The organism is Verrucomicrobiota bacterium (genome assembly GCA_016200005.1).
Lineage (GTDB): Bacteria > Verrucomicrobiota > Verrucomicrobiia > Limisphaerales > PALSA-1396 > PALSA-1396.
In genome coordinates, this window is record JACQFP010000071.1 from 24,547 (window position 1) to 41,242 (window position 16,696).

The window sequence follows — 16,696 nt, forward strand, 5'->3', positions numbered from 1 at the left end:
TGCAACATTTCATCAAACCGGTGCGACGATGCGGTGCGTCGGCGTCGGCTTGCCGGGGCGGAAATGTTCCAGGTGCTCCAGCTTTGCAAGGAGTTGCTGGCTTTGCTCTGCGATTTGCCCGAGGGCGGATTCGACGGCGCTGCGCAGTGCCTCCGGTGACGCTTCTGCCCGGAGGTTGATGATGAGCAGGCCGCTCTCCACCGGCTCCGCGAGTTCTTGTCCCAGTTCCGGCACGAAATCATTCCGCACGAGATTGATGACGGCGAGATCGCCCAGACTTTCGTCGGGGCTGAACGTCATTTTCAAGTGCGCGACCTCGGCGCGTTCGGCGTTCAGCCGCGATTGCAGATTGCCGGCAAGCTGCTTCAAAACAACGTTGCCATCGAACGCCTTCTTCGACGTCAGGCGTATTGTGCAATTAAGCCAACCCAATAGCGCTTCTCCCTCAGCGTAATCTTCGTAATTCACTTCCATCGTCGAGCGCGCCTGCTGGTCGGTGGCCGCGATGCGGTCGAACCACGCTTCCAGCCCCGCTCCGGTACGAGCAGAGGCTTCGAGCAATTGGGCCTTCGGAAATTCCTGAGTCAATGCTTCCCGCAGCGTCGCACTGTGTGGTTCATCAAGCAGCTCGCACTTGTTGATGACGATGAGGTCGGCTTCTTCGAGTTGCTTGCGGTAGATGTAAAGCACCTTGTCGGAGAACCTGCCGCCCTCTTCCAAACCAAATACCCGCAGCGCGCGAACCGGGTCAACGAGCACGCTCAACGGCGCGATGGAAAAACGGTTGCCGTAAATCCGACGCAGCGGATAAGTCACCGTCGCCACGAGGTCGGTGCAACTGCCGACCGGCTCAGCGATGAAGACATCGGGGCGAGAGTCGGCGGTTAATTTGTTCGCCGCGTCCACGAGTGAGTTGAACCGACAACAAAAGCAACCGCCGGGAATTTCTTCAGTCGCGAAACCCTTTGAGCGCAGCATGGCGGTATCCACCAGTTCGCTGCCCTGGTCGTTTGTGATGAGGCCGACGCGTTGACCTTGCTTCGTGAGACGGTCAGCAAGTCTCGCGACCGAGGTCGTCTTTCCCGCACCAAGAAAGCCGCCAATCATGATGTAACGGGCCTTGAGGAGTGCGGAGTTCGTTGATCCGATCACGCGTCCCTTGCCGATTGGTTGTTGGCCTGCACTCATTTGATTTCTTCAGCCTTCTGCTTTTCCAGAATTTTGTCGATGGTTTTGTCGAGCAAGGCTGTGTAGGCGTGGACATCCAGGCACTTTGAATCCGGTTGGCCGCGCGCTTCATACAGCCAACCCGCGCCGTAAGGATCCTTATTCACGAGCGTGATTTTCTGTTTTAGGGTGGGATTGACACCGCAGAATTCTCCATCGACGACGCAAAAAATATCGGAGATGGCCTTGAAGCCTTCGACCCAGCCAATGATTTGACCGCATTGGACCGGCGCGCCCGGCGGAATTTCGAATCCGTGATCCACCATTTCGCCGAGCATACGGGTGGCGAATTTGGTGATGCCGATCCGCCATTTGCCATCGGCTGCGCGCGCCAGCCAGGCGTGCGACGAGCTGTAAGAAAAGTCCAACGGCAGTTGCGTGACGAAGCGCGAGCGTTTGTAGTGAAGGGTTTTTGGCTTGTCGGCTTCCATTTGTTCCGTCGCCACGGTAGCGAATGGCGAATCAGGCGCAAGCGCGTTCACAAAAGGCTCGTCAACCGCCGCGCTGCATTTATCATGTGAACCGGTGATTATTTATTTCGACCACAACGCCACGACACCGATGCTGCCGGAAGCGCGACAGGTCTGGCTGGAGGCAACCGAGAAATTTATCGGGAATCCGTCCAGCCCGCACCGTATCGGCGCACGGGCGGACACGGCCATGAACGAGGCGCGGCAAAAGCTCGCGGAATTCCTCGGCTGCGACGCGCTCGACATCGTCTGGACTTCCGGCGCGACCGAGTCCAACAACATGGTGCTGCATCATTTTGCGCGGACGCTGGGCGCGAAAGACGAAGTGTGGATTTCCGCCATCGAACATCCGTGTGTGATGGAGTCCACGCAGCATTACTTCCCGAAGCGGCATCGGCTGATTCCCGTCACACGGGAGGGCGTGGTGGACATGAACTGGTTGACAGAAGAGATGGCGCACGCACGTCCGGGCTTGGTGGCGATCATGGCGGCAAACAACGAAACCGGGGTGCTGCAACCGTGGCGCGAGGCGCTGGCGATCTGCCGGCAATACGAAGTGCCGTTCTTCTGCGACGCCGCGCAATGGATTGGGAAGTTGCCGGCTGGCGGACTCGGCGAGTGCGACTACGTCAGCGGCGCGGCGCATAAGTTTGGGGGACCGAGAGGAGCCGGCTTTTTGAAGTGCCCGGCGAAGGGTCGTGTCGAACCATTGCTGCGCGGGGGGCCGCAGGAGGATGGCCGTCGAGCCGGGACGGAGAACGTGGCGGGCGTTCTCTCGATGCTCGCAGCGCTGGAGACGCGGGCAGCCGCTCTCACGAAAGGCGAACACAAAAGCAGAGCGAAGCTCCGCGATGCTTTCGGGGAACGATTGTTGAAATCGTTGCCGGGCGCGGAAGTGGTTGGGCTTGGATCGCCGCGGCTCTGGAATACCGTTTCAGCGTTGATGCCTGAGGCTGATCGCCAGCAACGATGGGTCGTGAAGCTCGACAAGCTGGGATTCGCAGTGTCCACCGGCTCAGCGTGTTCGAGTGGCAAGGAAGCGCCGTCGCATGTGCTGGCGGCTATGGGCTGTTCGCCGGCGGAAGCGGGGCGGGTTCTGCGTTTCAGCAGCGGTTGGGAAACGACAGAAGAGGAATGGCGGGCATTGGCCACAGGTCTGACAAAAGCTTGCGAGGGAATTCGTCAGCGGTGAATTTCCGCACAATCACATGTTGCGGTTGGTTCATGCTGAAACTGGTTTGGAAAAGAGGGTGTTAGTCGCGGGTGTCAATCGTTTTACCACCAAGGTGACGTCTCTGAACTCGCACAAATTGAATGGGTTAGACGGGAATTGTCGTCCGCTGCACTAATTCTGATTGAATGAAAACCGGGCGATGATAGTCTCAATGTCGTTCCGTAACCAAAACCAAATAATTAAACCATGAAAAAAACATCATTATTCATCACTGGCGTCGCCGGATTGTTGCTGCTCGCGCTCGCCACGCCCACCTTTGCGGCGGAAAAAGGCAAGGACAAGACAGTCACCATCACCGGGGAAGGCAAGTGCGGCAAGTGCGCGCTGCATGAAACCGAAAAATGCCACAATGTCATAGTGACCGAAAAGAACGGTAAAAAGGTCACTTACTTCCTGACCCAAAATGACGTGAGCAAGGCTTTCCATGACAACATCTGCAAGGAAGCCAAGAAGGTCACCGCCACCGGCACGGTCAAGAACGAAGACGGCAAGAAAGTGCTGACGGTCACCAAGATCGAACTGGCCAAGTAATTATTTGCAGGGGTTTTACCACAAGCCTTTTAGATCTCGCCCGCAACTCCAGGGCAATGAGCCAGAGTTGCGGGTGATTTGTTGTCAATTATCCACTGGTGAACGTTGAATCGATACGGGTTGAAGCCAAGTTGGTAAAAAAAGAAGGCCGGGCTTTCACCCGGCCTTCCCCAAACAACGAGAACAAAGCGCTCAAAAACATCGCTTCGCAACTGCGCTGGCTACGAAGATCCATTGTCAGATGCAGCGCCGCAGACATACGCTCTTACTTCACACACGGAACTGCGCTTTCGCATCGTCAACACACCATGAGAATACTCGAAGCCGTTCGCCCCGCTAGTCACCAGTTGTGGGGACAAGCTTGTTCCAAAAGGCGAACTCCGAGTGCCGAAATCCCGAGGAAATCCCGGTTAACGCCGCAGGAACTTGGCGACCGCTTCAGTCCGGGTGCGAACCTGGAGCTTTTCGTAGATGCGTCGAATGTAGGTGTGCACCGTTTCGTAGCTGATGCCCAGCTTCTCGGCGATTTCCTTGTAAAGAAACCCTTTGGCGAGGCAGTCGAGCACTTCCTGTTCGCGCGGTGACAGGTTCTCGGTGGATTGAGCGGAAGCGCTGGACTGCTGAAAAGACTGGACGACTTTGCGGGCAATATGGGTCGTCATAGGCGAACCGCCCCGAATCACTTCCTGGATGGCTTCCAACAACTCGGCGCTTTTGGTGCGCTTGAGCAGGTAACCGGACGCGCCTGCCGCCAGCGCGTTAAAAATGTTCTCCGTATCTTCGTAAACCGTGAGCATCACCACCAGGATCTCCGGGCTGATTTGTTTCAACCGTCGGACACATTCCACCCCGTTCATGCCCGGAAGGTTGATGTCCATCAACACAACGTTCGGACGCTCCGTCGGCAAGGCTTCCAGAGCCGCCTCGGCATTGGCGTATTGACTCAAGCATTCGAACCCCTCGGCGCGCTTGATCACACGGGCGAGCGTGCCTCGCAACTGGTCATTGTCTTCAACGATGGAAACGGTGATCGCCATTTTTTATTCAGTGGTCCTTGATTGGCGCCGTCAGTCGCACCACAGTACCGCCCGCCGGTGCGGGGCTGATCGCAAACTTGCCGCCGATATCCTCCATCCGTTTGCGCATGTTGCGCAATCCGTTTCTTAGTTGAGCCGCCTTTTCATTCATGCCCGCGATGCCTCGACCGTTATCTTCGATCTCCAGCGTGAAACGGTCGGCCTCCAACCGCAACCCTAACAGGACGGATGAGGCGTGCGCATGACGGACGACGTTGGTGATGGCTTCCTTGAAGGCGAGGAAGACATTGTGCCGCACTTCAGGGGAAATCAGCGCCGCGGGCAGTTGCGTCGGCACGTCCAGCCGATAACTCAATCCAGCCACGGCAAGATATTCCTGGGCGTATTTGCAGGCATAAGTGATCAACCCATCCAAACTGTCGTTCGAGGGGTTGACCGTCCAGACGATCTCATCAAGCGCGCGCGTCGTGTCCCGCGCCGTCTGCGAAATTTGCCGGGCATGGGCTTCAACTTCTTCCGGAGAATCTTTATCACTCTCCACCAACTCGCCCAGCAGCGACACCTGGGTGAGGCTGGCGCCGACTTGATCGTGGATGTCCCGCGCAATCCGGGCGCGTTCTTTTTCCAGTGCCTCCTGTTGCCGCAAGTGCTCCAGTTGACGGTGCAGTTTCTGGGTTGAGAGATAGTGGACCATGGTAATGACTGCTCCGAGCAGGAACGCCGCTGTGGCACCAAGAAACCACCATGTGCGCCAGAACGGTGGCAAGACGATCACCGCCAGGCTGCTTCCTTCTTGATTCCAGAGGCCGTCTTCGTTGCAGGCAATCACCTGGAAAAGGTAACGACCGGGCGGCAGTTTGGGATAGCGTGCGACGCGATCTTTGCCGGCGTCAGTCCATGTCGTCTCATGTCCTTCCAGCCGAAGTCGGAATTTTAATCGGGCCGCATCAGCCGCGGCGAGGTTGAGACTGGTATAATAAATGTCCAAGCTCTCGTTTCTCGCCGGCACCGTCAGCTCTTGCAACCAACCGGAGACGAGGTGGTTTGTGTTCTTCTCCTCACCGTCCACCAGTACCGACTCGATCACCACCGGCGGCGGGTTGGTGTTGGGCTGCAGGCGACGCGGATCGATGGACACCAAGCCCTTGATGGTCGGAAACCAAAGTCTTCCGTCGCGCCCGCGGCACGCCGCCGGTTGCGAGCCGAAAGTGCACTCGGTGGTGGGCAGTCCATCCGCAACATCGTACAAACGGGAATTGATGGTGTTCGTCAAACCTTCAGCAAACTGATTCAACTGTGTCCGGGGAACTCGCATGAGACCGGTGTAAGATCCGATCCACAAGTTTCCTTCGGCATCATCCAGCAGATAGGCGAGGCTGTTGCTGGCCAGCCCTTCACGTTTGGAATAGCGCGTCCACTTGTTGTCGTGGAACCGGGCCAGACCTTCGCGTGTGGTCCCGACCCACAAAACGCCGTCGCGATCCACACACAACGAGGAAATACTGTCGCTGGGCGGACCATTGGTTGACTGGCGGTAAGCCGTAAACTGGCCGTCGCGCAACCGGTTCACGCCTCCCCCCACGGTGCCGATCCAAAGGTTTCCTTCGGAATCATCGGCGATTGCCCGCACGACGTTCGCCGACAACCCGTTGGTGATGTTGAACACGTTCCACTCGCGCCCATTCCAGCGCACCAGACCGCCCGGCGTGCCCAGCCACAAATCCCCTCGGTGGTCCTGATGAATAGCCAGTACCCCTTGTTGAACTTCGGGAGGTCCAGCCACTTGCTGGAATACACCCTCTTGTAGCCGAAAGAGTCCGCTGAAGAGACTGGAAATACCCGTCCAAACCTGTCGTGCCCGGTCCACAAAGACCGCGCGCACGGGGATATTCAACGCGACAATTTGATTCGCGGTCATCGCGAATTGTTGCACCGCTCCATCCCTCCGCCGGCTCACGCCAGTGTTCGATGCGATCCAGAGACCGCCGTCGTCTTCCCAAACTGATTGCACCACCGAGGAGCGGGTTTCCTCCACCGTGTCGAAGATCTTCCGTTTGACTCGGTTCAACCCGCCACCATCCGTGCCCACCCAAAGACTTCCTTCCCGATCCACGCAAAGGGAAAGAATGTAACTGTTCGACAAACCCTCATTCGTCGATAGCGCCGTGGCCTTGCCTTCCGTGTCAAACCAAAACACCCCGGCGCCGACCGTGCCGACGACGAGATTTCCCTGCCGATCCTCACAGGCACTGGAGACCGTTACGTTGTTCCACGGATACCCCGACCAGTCGCGGTCAACATGATTGGTGTGACATTTCTGGATGTGTCCATCCGCCAGTCGCCAATAACCGCCCTGGCGGCTGGCCATCAGGTAATCCAGTTTGTTGAAGGGCAGAAATTGAGGTTGCATCGCGGTCGTGGCCGGGTCCAAGCCGAACATTCCCCAGTCCACTCCCACCCACACAAGCCCTGAATGTTCTTGAATGACCTGACGACAGCGGCTGAATCGTTGCGCGAAGGTTTTTTCGTTTTCAATGGCGCCGTTCCGGTAGCGATATAATTGGCCCGCCGCTGTAAACAGCCAGATGGCGCCAGTGGAATCTTCACACACTCCCGTGAGGTGTCCGGCCTCATTTCCTGGTCCGAGATTTGGAAAGTTGACGTGTCCATCCTTGATCAACGCGATGCCGGAAGTATCGGTCCCGACCCAAAGGTTGCCGTGACTGTCCTCAAAGAGACTGACGATGGCACCGTTGTTGAGCATGGACGCATCGCTCTGATCCAGACCGGTGAAGCGCACTCCATCGAAGCGCACCAACCCATCCACCGTTCCCAGCCACAAATACCCGTCCCGGGTCTGGGTCATCGCGATGACGGAATTCTGCGGCAAGCCCTTCCCGCTATCCCAGATATCGATGGTGTAGGGCGGCGCAGCGGCCGCCGGGCCGGGAGCGGCGAAAGCGCCGAACCAAAGCAGCGCGGCTGCGAGAATCCACTTCTGATTCGGCAGGTTCGATTTTTCCGGCAGTTCGTCGCTCATGTTAAGCCGCATAATATCGGGTGGAGCACAGCTTGCCTTGAGCGGTCCGGCGAAGCAAGCGCCTCCGCCGCTTCCCGCCGTCACCAACCGGGCCTTCTGCCGTCGCTGACATCTTCGCCCAGTCAGGATGCTCGGGTGAAAATTTCTTGAATTGACAATCCCTCGTCATCGTCAGGAAGATGTTGCTATGAACGAATCTACGAATAATCTCACTACGCGCCGCGAATTCATCAAGAACACTGGCAAGCTTGCCGCCGCTTCAGCCTTGGCAGGTATGGCCATTCCGCATGTCCATGCTGCGGAAAACAACACCATCCAGATCGCCCTCATCGGCTGTGGCGGTCGCGGCAGCGGCGCCGCCCGGAATGCGCTCTCCGTAAAGAACGGCCCCATTAAACTGGTCGCCATGGCCGACGTTTTCGAACACCGCCTCAAGGCCAGTTACGAAGGAATTTCCAAGGAGTACTCGGATCACATGGATGTGCCGGCAGACCGCAAATTTATCGGCTTCGATGCTTACAAGAAGGCGATGGATTGTTTGAAGGCGGGCGATGTGGCGATCTTTACGACCCCGCTGGCCTTCCGCTGGGTGCATTTTACCTATGCCATTGAGAAGAACCTCAACGTCTTCATGGAAAAGCCGCTGACGGCGGATGGTCCGACTTCCCGCCGCATGATCAAGCTCGCAGAAGAAGCGACAGCGAAGAACCTCAAAGTCGGAGTGGGCCTGATGTCACGTCACACCGTTGGTTTGCAGGAAGTGCATAAGCGCATTCAGGACGGCGAGATCGGCGACATCATTCTCATGCGCGGCTATCGGATGCACGGCCCCGTCGGATTTTTCAATTCGCTGCCGAAGCCGCCGGGCATCAGCGAACTGCTCTACCAGATCCAGCGCTTCCACAGTTTCCTGTGGGCGAGCGGCGGAAACTACAGTGACTTTTACATCCACCACATTGACCATTGCTGTTGGATGAAGAACGGCTGGCCGGTCAAGGTGCAGTCGCTTGGCGGCCGCCATTATCGGCAAAGTCCCGAGGGAATCACTTACGTGGATCAGAATTTCGACACCTATTCAGCGGAATACACATTCGCCGATGGCAGCAAGTTCATCATGGACGGACGCTGCATGAACGGTTGCAACGATATTTACTCAAGCTACGCGCACGGCACCAAAGGCATCGCGGTATTGGCCGATCACGCCGACATGGGCCAGCCTTCCCGGACTTACAAGGGCCAGGACATGGATCGCTCCAAACTCGTCTGGACCTCCAAAGACCGGTCGGATCCCTATCAGAATGAATGGAACGTCTTGATTGACGCCATCCGCAACAACAAACCCCACAACGAAGTGACGCGCGGCGTCGAAGCCAGCGTTACGACTTCGATGGGCCGCATGGCTGCCCATACCGGACAGGAGATCACCTTCGACAAAATGTTGAATCACGAGCACGAATACGCGCCCGATGTGGACAAGTTCACGATGGATTCGCCCGCGCCATTGCCAGCAGGCTCCGACGGCAAGTATCCGGTCCCGATGCCGGGAATCACCAAGAAGCGCGAGTATTGAGGCAGCACGACCGGGAGCGCCAATCGAAATCCAATCAATTCCCGATCACGCTCCGGCGGTTTGACTGCGCGGTTTGCTCCGTGGCTTCACGCGCCCGCTTTTGAAACAATTCAATCGCCTGGTCATAAGCCGCGCGGGCCGCGCTCCGTTCGCCTTGGGCGATGTGCCGGCTGCGATTCTCCCAGAGCAGCTCGACCGATTCCGCGCACCACCAGGCGCTTTCGCGCGAGGCGCGAATCGGTTTGTTGTCGATCAGGACATCGACCGGATTGGTATGAAGCTGGGGAAACTGCCGCAGCGCCACCCAACTGCTCCGCTCGACTTCGACTTCAAATGAAAGTTCGTGGACTGCGCCATCTGCCGGCACCACCGCACTGGCGACCGTCCGGCCATTCCTGACGACCTCCACGAGCCGTTCACCGCCACGGATTCTTTCGTCCGACCGCGGCGCATGGAGCACACGCGTGTCGCCCAGGAAACGCCGGCCTTCCGCGGATTCCAGAGTGCCATGCGCGACCGCCTTCGGAGTCTCGGGCGCGAACGCAACTTTCGCCCGCACGCTGACTTTGGCGGGTTTCGCCAGCTCAACGTTCTTGAAGCCAGGCGACGCGCCATTGACCGTAAACTCCAACGCGTGCGCATATCCGTCCGAAACATAGGATCGTCCCTTGCCCAACGCGCTGCACCATTGGTGAAAATCCACCTTGCGGATCGGCCCGTCCGCAAGTTTGACATAGACACGCCCTTGTCCCACGCGGCGGCTGCTCATGCAGGGGAAGTCCGTCTCGCCGCTGACTTTCAACGGAAACCCGCAGTTCATCAGGTGATACCACGTGTTCCACTCACCGACGCGGCCCGTGTTCATCGCGCTGATGAAATCACAAACGCCGGCCGCCGTGCTGACGAAAATTTCCATCGCCCCCGAACCGCCCATTGCGGGCAGCACCAGGTTGGGCAGCTGGTTGGCCTCGCGCTCCGCCCATTGGTTCAATTCCGTTGCGCTCACCCTCCCGTCTTCGTCGCTGTCGATTTTATCGAACGCGCCGGGCAACAGGCCCCTCTCCGCCTCCTTGCGATCCAGAAGACCATCGGCATTCTTGTCGTGTCGGGCCATATACCTTTTGGCGTACGCCGGCGGATCGACGAACAAGTCCGAATGCGGGTAGCCCGTCACGCCGCCTTGTTCCTTCGTCCAACGCAACACAGGAACTGTCCAGGTTGGCCAGCCCTTGGTCTTTGTTCCGTCCGATCCGGGATACGTTTGGTTCTTGAGGTCCAGGAGGCACACGTGCCCAAGCGCCGCTGAACCAAACCCGCTGATCTCCAAATCATACTTCAGCACTGTCAAGGGTTCGCTGATCGTCGCAGCAACCGGTGAAAAGAAACGCCGCTGGTAATCGAAGCACGGTCCCCAGGTCAGTACGCAGCCCACGTTCAACGCTTCGCCTTTCACCTGCCGGAACATGTCCTCGGGCGTCACGCCCTCGGTGGGAATCTGGTAATGCGAACAACCGGCCCCATGAATGTGATGATCGCCAGAAACCAAGCCGTGCTGCATCGGATCGATCCATCGTTCAAGCTGGACTTCGATTCGGGCGGGTGGTTGTGACGGCACCACGATGTCTTTTTCCTTCTCAAGGTATTCCGGTCCGCGCGTGTAGCTGAGCGTAAATTTTCCCGGTGGCAGCAACACCGTTTCGCCATCACCGCGATAAATCTGCGGCTCAAAAAACAAATCCGGCGCCAGCCGCTTCGCCTGAGGCGGATAGACGCGCCCTCGCGCATCGCGAAATGTCAGCCGCGCGATGGTCGGCTTGCTATCAACATCGCGAATGACTAGTTTGGCCGGGATCGCCGGCGTCACCTCGAACAACACCGGCGTCTCCCCGCGAAATCCAAGGTCTTGCGTCCCCTGGCCGACGTTGAACCCGATGGTGGCCTCGCGCTGGCCGGCTTCGCTGGAGTAAATCAAGGCGATGGCATATTCCAATCGCAACCCACTCAAGCGTTCTGTCATTGGCGGTGAGGCAAACATTTCGACTTCAAGAAACCGGCCGGGGTCGTTGCGCGTGTTTTCGTTCCGTTTCAACTCCGTTTGTTGCTGGCGCTGGAGGATGCCTTCCGCCGCTCCCGCATAGACCGCGCCCGCCTGCGGACTTTCGATGTCCAAGCGTTGCGACACCTTCGCGTCATTCAAAACCTTGACCAGCACCGGTGTGAATCCGCTCTGATGCAGCGCTGCCGCCGCCGGTCCGCGCGCCACCTTCACGCGCAGCTCAGGATTGATACTCACGACGAACAGCACCTGCGGATCGAGCAACTCCTGCAGGGCGTTGGCATCCCGTTTGCGCGCCGCTGCGGTGATACCGTCCCGCGTTGCCTCCGGCAACGGGTATTCCAGAAATTCCAGCGCCTGTAGCAGTCGTTCCGCATTGGCGGCAACCGGCTGGTCATCCACCTCGGCCACTTTTGGAACTTCAGCCGCGAGGAACAGAATCGGCCAAACCAAGCAGAGCACCCATGCGACTCGACGAATCCAGAAGCCGTCGTGTTTGATCGGGGTCATAGCACTTGCGAGCAGGCTATTGACTTTGGACAAACTGCGCAAGGTCATGGAGACCCACCCTTCGAAGCCATTGCCATTGGAGCTTTTGATCAAGGGCGTTTGGGCGCGTCCGATCTTTTGGACAACAAATATGCCATGAGGTGGTTGAAATCATCCGCCGACAGAATCTCGCCGAAGTTCTCTGGCATCAATGAGGTTTCCGATTCGCGCCGTTCTCGAATGTCTTTCCTTGGAATCGGGATTTCCTCGCCGGTGGATTCTGCCAGCACCAGCAACTCGCCTTCTTCGCGTCGCGGCAGGCCGCTGATCACATCGCCATTCATCAACGTGAGAATGTGCGTGTGAAAAGCACGATCAACATTTCGATTCGGGTCCAGCACGTCTTCCACCAGCCGTTCAAGACCGCGATTGCCGATGCCATCAAGCTGCGGTCCGACCAATCCGCCAGTACCGTCGAGGCTATGACAAACGGCACAGTTCTGGGTGAAGATGCGTGCGCCTTCAACCGGCGAAGCTTTGGCCGGCGTAAAACTGGTACGCCGTTTTGCGATCAGTTTGTCAATCTCCTCGCTGGCCGGCCTGAGGTTTTGGGTCAGTTTTTCGATGCGTTGCACGGCGTCGGCCAGCTTCGCGGCGAGCAGTTTGTCTTTGACCGAGGCGGCCAACAAGAGTCTGGGGCTGGCCTGGCCGCGCTCCACAAGAGCCAACAAATTCTCAGCGCCGCCGGTGCTGGTGACGAGAGATTGGGCCAGCTTGATCTGCAAGCGGTACGGCGCCGCGCGCATCGCTTCCACCAAAACCGATTGCGAATCTTGCACGTTTCGTCTGACGAGAGCTTGGCAGATTTTTCGCGCAAATCACCAGGCACGGCCGGATCGCCGATCATAGTGGCCAGGGCTGCGGCGTTTTCGTTGGGATTAAACGCGACGAGTGTTTGCGCCACGGCAGCTCGGGTTTCCAGGTCGGTCGTTTGTGAGGTTAGGAGTCCGGCGAATTGGGGTTCAAGTTTGGTCAGCGTCAAAGTGCGGGCCAGTTCGGCAGCCGCTTGCTGACGCTGCGCAACCTGGCTGGGATTCAAAGCGGGCAACGGAACAACTTGAGGATCGAAACGTCCGACGGCCAGCCAGGCAAAGGCGTTCCCATTGTCGGCATCGACGATTTCGAGATAACCTGATTGGTCGGCGTGCGGGCCGAGGTCCCAGGAATATGGTTGGGCCGTGTCGTTCCGGGGCGGGAAACTTTCGGCGAGAATTTCGCGGGTGACGGCGGCGCGTAATCGAACGCGATTTTTTTTCTGCGCCGGTTTATCCGGATAACCGTCATGGCCGGCCATGAAGAAACTGAGTTTGGGTGGAATGACGAACGGTTTCGAACAGAGGATGCCGGTCAGTTGCTCGCCGCCCGGCGGCAAACTGCAGAGGAATTGCGAGGTCTTGTCGCCATCAGCGGAGGCGCGCTTCTGAACGAACCAGGGATTGGTGATTTTGGTCATGCCTTGGACCGGCACGTTGCTCCACTGAATTGCATTTTCACCGACGGATTCAAGCAAGCGCCCTGCGAGTTGATCTCCCCACTCCTGCGCTCCTGCACTCAATGTGGCGCCGCGCTACGCGGTGCCTTCCTGCACGGACTTGAACAAAGCGAGCTGCAAATCTACATCATCGGCAAATTTCCGACGGGTAAACGTCGCGAGTTCGTCCGTTTGCCCAATGGGAATGTAGCGGGCCGCGTGGCGGAGGTAGCGACCGAGCATTTCCTGGTCTTCAGTGTATCGCTGAATGTGTCTCAACAAGAATGCACCGGCTTCTGGTGAACGAACTACAACGGTTACGTTGGCAACGGCGCGGGCATCGGATTCGCTCAGGTTCCCTTTTTGCAGGCGTGTCAGGTTGCCTTCGGGAATGAGTTGGTTGCGCAAGGCCATCCGTGTCACGTGGAGCAAATGAGTGTCGGTGGTCGGCGGGGGAAACCTGATGACGCAAGGTGAGCAGAGGTTTGATGTTTTCAAAGGTCGGATGTTGACCGAGCGCATCGGCGGCGGCTCGTTGCAAACCAGCGTCAACGTCGTTCAGAGCTTTCAAAGCCAATTCGCGGAGGCCCGAAGTCCAGTCGGCCGTTTGAGAAAGTACGCGCATGGCATGGATGCGTGCGCTGCGATCTTTCTCTTTGGCGGCTTCCGGCAGGGTTTTGGGATCGAGTTGGTTCAATCGATGAAGCACCCAAAGGCAGTGGATTTTTTGGAAGGCCGAAGATTGTTTGTCGCGGAATAATTTCTTGACGGGCGTGACAGCGGCTTGCCCGATGCGATCGGTCAATTGATTCATGGCCAGCATTCGGCGAGTGAGATTCGGGGAGCCGATTTCGGAGATGAGGCCGTTGAGGTCGTCCGGCAGGCTTGGATTTTGAGTTTTGGGTTTGGCGTTGTCCCCTTTGTAAACGAGGCGCCAGATGCGGCCGCTCGTGCGATCGCGGCCCGGATGATCGAGCGGCACTTCATAGTGGCCGATGATGCGATTGTAGAAATCCGCAATGTAGAGCGCGCCGTCCGGACCAAGCTGGAGATTTACGGGACGAAACCAGGGGTCATCGGTGCTGATGAAATCGAGCTTGTGATTGGCCTTCGGGGTGGAGCCGGAGAAGCTCACCGCGTCGCGATTGACGCGGCTTGTCATCACGTTGCCGGTAAAAACATTGTTGCGATATTCCTCCGGCCATTCATCGCCTTCATAAAAAACAATTCCAGAAATGGCCGTGGAACCGTGTTGGTGAAAAATCATCGACGGTGCAAAACCCAAGCCGTCATCTGGTTTGCCGAAGCTCGGATAGTACCCGCCGCGCAGGAGTTGATAGACCGGCTCACTGTGGCAGTCGGCGGCATAAAGATTGCCGAGCGAATCAAGTACCAGGCCGAACGGATTGACCTGTCCCCAGGTGTTCTGCTCGATGCGTGAGCCGTCGGGCCGAAAGCGGTATGTGTTGCCGGAGTTCATGGAAATTTCGCGGCCGTCGCGACCCCTGACCGTGGTGTTGTTGTTGAAGCCGTGGGTGGCATAGAGCCAACCATCATATCCGCGAACAAACGAACTGTTCCTGCCGTGCGTGTCGCGATCCCAGCCGAGCGGGCCGTAGAGAACTTCGCGCTTGTCGGCTTTGCCGTCGCCATCGGTGTCCTGAAAACACCAGAGGTTCGGGATGCTCCACGCAATAACGCCATCTTGGTAGGGGAAGTGACCAATGGGAATATTCAGGCCATCGATGAAAGTGGTGACTTTGTCAGCGCGCCCGCGCCCGTCGCCATCGGTATCTTCGAGGATGCGGATTTCATCACGGCCGTATTTGCCCGGTGGAACGGGATGAGGATATTCACGGGTGACTGTCACCCACAGCCGCCCCTTAGCGTCAAAGGCCATGTTCATGGGTTTGAGGATTTGCGGTTCGGCGGCGAACAGTTGGATATCAAAGCCCGATGGCACGCGAAAGCTGGCCCGTTCTTGTTCCGGCGTTTGCGCGGGAGTGGAACGAATATTTTCAGCGAATGGATCAGCGCCGCGGACATTGGCTGCGGAATTTAATACTGCCAGCACGAGGGGCAAAAGCAGGCGAGTTGAAACAGAGATTCTGCGAGAGTGCCACGTCGTTCGTGCCACATTCATCAGGAAGGTTTAACTAACAATCTTTTAAGGGGAAAGCCGGAACAATCCGAAATGCTAATTTGCGGCCTGCCTGTATGTCGGAGGGGCAAACTCGTCACCCGCACTGGGCCGTCAGCGTGCCAAACTGGCGTGTGGAAACAAAAACCGGGCTAGTCAGTCAGGGGATGACCGAAAAGCCCGGGGAATTTTCGAATTGGTACAACAGTAGGTCTACGGAGAACTCCGGCCGAAGTCTGTACCTAACCAAGGCCGAAAACTTTGGGCTATCAAAGAACAAGTTTAATTTGGCCCGAAATTTTTGCTTACTGTAACTCTAAGAAATCATCAAACGTACTGACTGTCAAGCGACGTAACAAGGTATTAGAAACGGTTGCTCTTAAAATTAGCACAATAAGGCGCTTCGTTTCCAACGAGAGCAATCAGTTATGCCCATTGAGTGCGCGAAAACACAAAACACGCTGCACACTCAAATTCCTGTTTACAGCGGCAGACCGCTTGTTAGTATCCGCCTTCGCAACGCGCGATATCATGAAAAAAATCGAGGCCATCATCAAACCCTTCAAACTTGAGGAAGTGAAAGAAGCCTTGGCCGGTTTAGGGGTCGAAGGCATGACGGTTTCGGAAGTCAAAGGATTCGGCCGTCAAAAGGGGCACACGGAAATTTATCGCGGTAGCGAATACACCGTCGATTTTCTGCCGAAAATAAAAATCGAAGTGGTACTTGCCGACGGGCAGGTTGCTTCGGCCGTGGATGCCATCGTCAAAGCTGCCAAGACCGGCAAGATTGGCGATGGAAAAGTGTTCGTCAGTCCCATCGAGAACGCCGTCCGCATTCGAACGGAAGAACTCGGCGAGCAGGCAGTTTGACGCAATTTCCCTTCCGATGTTTTTCGGAAAGGGTTTTTTTGTTTACAGAAACGTAAATTATCAACAGAAACGACAATGAGTACAGCAAAAACCGCGATAGAGCTAGGGAAGCAGGGTGAGGCGAGGATGGTGGACGTGAAGTTTGTGGACACGTTTGGGACGTGGCAACATTTCAGCGTGCCGGTCAGCGAGCTGACCGAGGAGGTCTTCGAGGACGGGTTTGGGTTTGACGGGTCGTCGATCCGGGGCTGGAAGAGCATCGAAGCCAGCGATATGCTGGCGATGCCCGATCCGGCGACGGCGTTCATCGATCCGTTCTGCGCCGTGCCCACCCTGAGCCTGACCTGCACCATTGCCGAGACGGGGACCAAGGAAGCCTACACCCGCGATCCGCGCGGGATTGCGCAACGGGGAGAGAAGTATCTGCAATCGACCGGGCTGGCGGACGCTGCGGTATTCGGGCCGGAAGCGGAGTTCTTCATCTTCGACGACGTGCGGTTC

General features: G+C 57.4%; 13 protein-coding genes. 6 read left to right on the forward strand and 7 right to left on the reverse strand.

The window, feature by feature from the left end:
* Positions 1-12 precede the first annotated feature (12 nt).
* Both HY298_23985 and HY298_23990 read right to left on the reverse strand, forming a co-directional pair.
* Entirely contained in the window at positions 13-1,107 is a 1,095-nt protein-coding gene (locus HY298_23985; protein ID MBI3853319.1) for a cobalamin biosynthesis protein P47K, read from the reverse strand.
* A 77-nt stretch (positions 1,108-1,184) separates the two neighbouring features.
* Positions 1,185-1,658 carry a glycine cleavage system protein H gene (locus tag HY298_23990; GenBank protein MBI3853320.1) on the reverse strand — a complete coding sequence of 158 codons (474 nt, stop codon included), beginning with the start codon at positions 1,656-1,658 and terminating at the stop codon, positions 1,185-1,187.
* A 94-nt stretch (positions 1,659-1,752) separates the two neighbouring features.
* Between HY298_23990 and HY298_23995 the strand changes: the two genes are divergently transcribed.
* Together HY298_23995 and HY298_24000 are read left to right on the forward strand one after the other, a co-directional pair.
* Positions 1,753-2,889, forward strand: a complete 1,137-nt coding sequence (locus HY298_23995; protein MBI3853321.1) for a cysteine desulfurase — start codon at positions 1,753-1,755, stop codon at positions 2,887-2,889.
* A 228-nt stretch (positions 2,890-3,117) separates the two neighbouring features.
* Positions 3,118-3,462, forward strand: a complete 345-nt coding sequence (locus HY298_24000; protein MBI3853322.1) for a hypothetical protein — start codon at positions 3,118-3,120, stop codon at positions 3,460-3,462.
* Between the two features lie 410 nt (positions 3,463-3,872).
* Here the strand turns inward: HY298_24000 and HY298_24005 are convergent, their stop codons facing one another.
* The gene (locus tag HY298_24005; protein ID MBI3853323.1) at positions 3,873-4,499 is read right to left on the reverse strand and encodes a response regulator transcription factor; all 627 of its coding nucleotides are present in this window, start codon (positions 4,497-4,499) and stop codon (positions 3,873-3,875) included.
* A gap of 7 nt (positions 4,500-4,506) precedes the next feature.
* Positions 4,507-7,539, reverse strand: coding sequence for an ATP-binding protein (locus HY298_24010; GenBank protein MBI3853324.1), 3,033 nt, complete (start codon positions 7,537-7,539; stop codon positions 4,507-4,509).
* A gap of 187 nt (positions 7,540-7,726) precedes the next feature.
* Between HY298_24010 and HY298_24015 the strand changes: the two genes are divergently transcribed.
* The gene (locus HY298_24015) at positions 7,727-9,109 is read left to right on the forward strand and encodes a Gfo/Idh/MocA family oxidoreductase (GenBank protein MBI3853325.1); all 1,383 of its coding nucleotides are present in this window, start codon (positions 7,727-7,729) and stop codon (positions 9,107-9,109) included.
* A gap of 34 nt (positions 9,110-9,143) precedes the next feature.
* Here HY298_24015 and HY298_24020 read toward each other — a convergent pair whose 3' ends face one another.
* Together HY298_24020 and HY298_24025 are read right to left on the reverse strand one after the other, a co-directional pair.
* Positions 9,144-11,675, reverse strand: coding sequence for a CehA/McbA family metallohydrolase (locus tag HY298_24020; protein ID MBI3853326.1), 2,532 nt, complete (start codon positions 11,673-11,675; stop codon positions 9,144-9,146).
* A gap of 89 nt (positions 11,676-11,764) precedes the next feature.
* Complete coding sequence (locus HY298_24025; protein ID MBI3853327.1) at positions 11,765-12,493, reverse strand: c-type cytochrome; 729 nt, start codon at positions 12,491-12,493, stop codon at positions 11,765-11,767.
* Positions 12,494-12,996: 503 nt separating this feature from the next.
* Here HY298_24025 and HY298_24030 point away from each other — a divergent pair.
* Positions 12,997-13,488: a hypothetical protein gene (locus tag HY298_24030; GenBank protein ID MBI3853328.1), complete on the forward strand. Its 492-nt coding sequence runs from the start codon at positions 12,997-12,999 to the stop codon at positions 13,486-13,488.
* Here HY298_24030 and HY298_24035 read toward each other — a convergent pair.
* Positions 13,439-15,328 (reverse strand): hypothetical protein, encoded by a 1,890-nt coding sequence (locus HY298_24035; GenBank protein ID MBI3853329.1) that lies wholly within the window; start codon positions 15,326-15,328, stop codon positions 13,439-13,441. The genes HY298_24030 and HY298_24035 overlap by 50 nt on opposite strands.
* A gap of 528 nt (positions 15,329-15,856) precedes the next feature.
* On the opposite strand from HY298_24035, the gene HY298_24040 reads away from it, so the two are divergent.
* Together HY298_24040 and HY298_24045 are read left to right on the forward strand one after the other, a co-directional pair.
* On the forward strand, positions 15,857-16,195 hold the full coding sequence (locus HY298_24040) for a P-II family nitrogen regulator (GenBank protein MBI3853330.1): 339 nt from the start codon (positions 15,857-15,859) through the stop codon (positions 16,193-16,195).
* A gap of 75 nt (positions 16,196-16,270) precedes the next feature.
* Positions 16,271-16,696, forward strand: a 426-nt coding sequence (locus HY298_24045) for a glutamine synthetase beta-grasp domain-containing protein (protein ID MBI3853331.1), incomplete at its 3' end; no start/stop codon positions are given.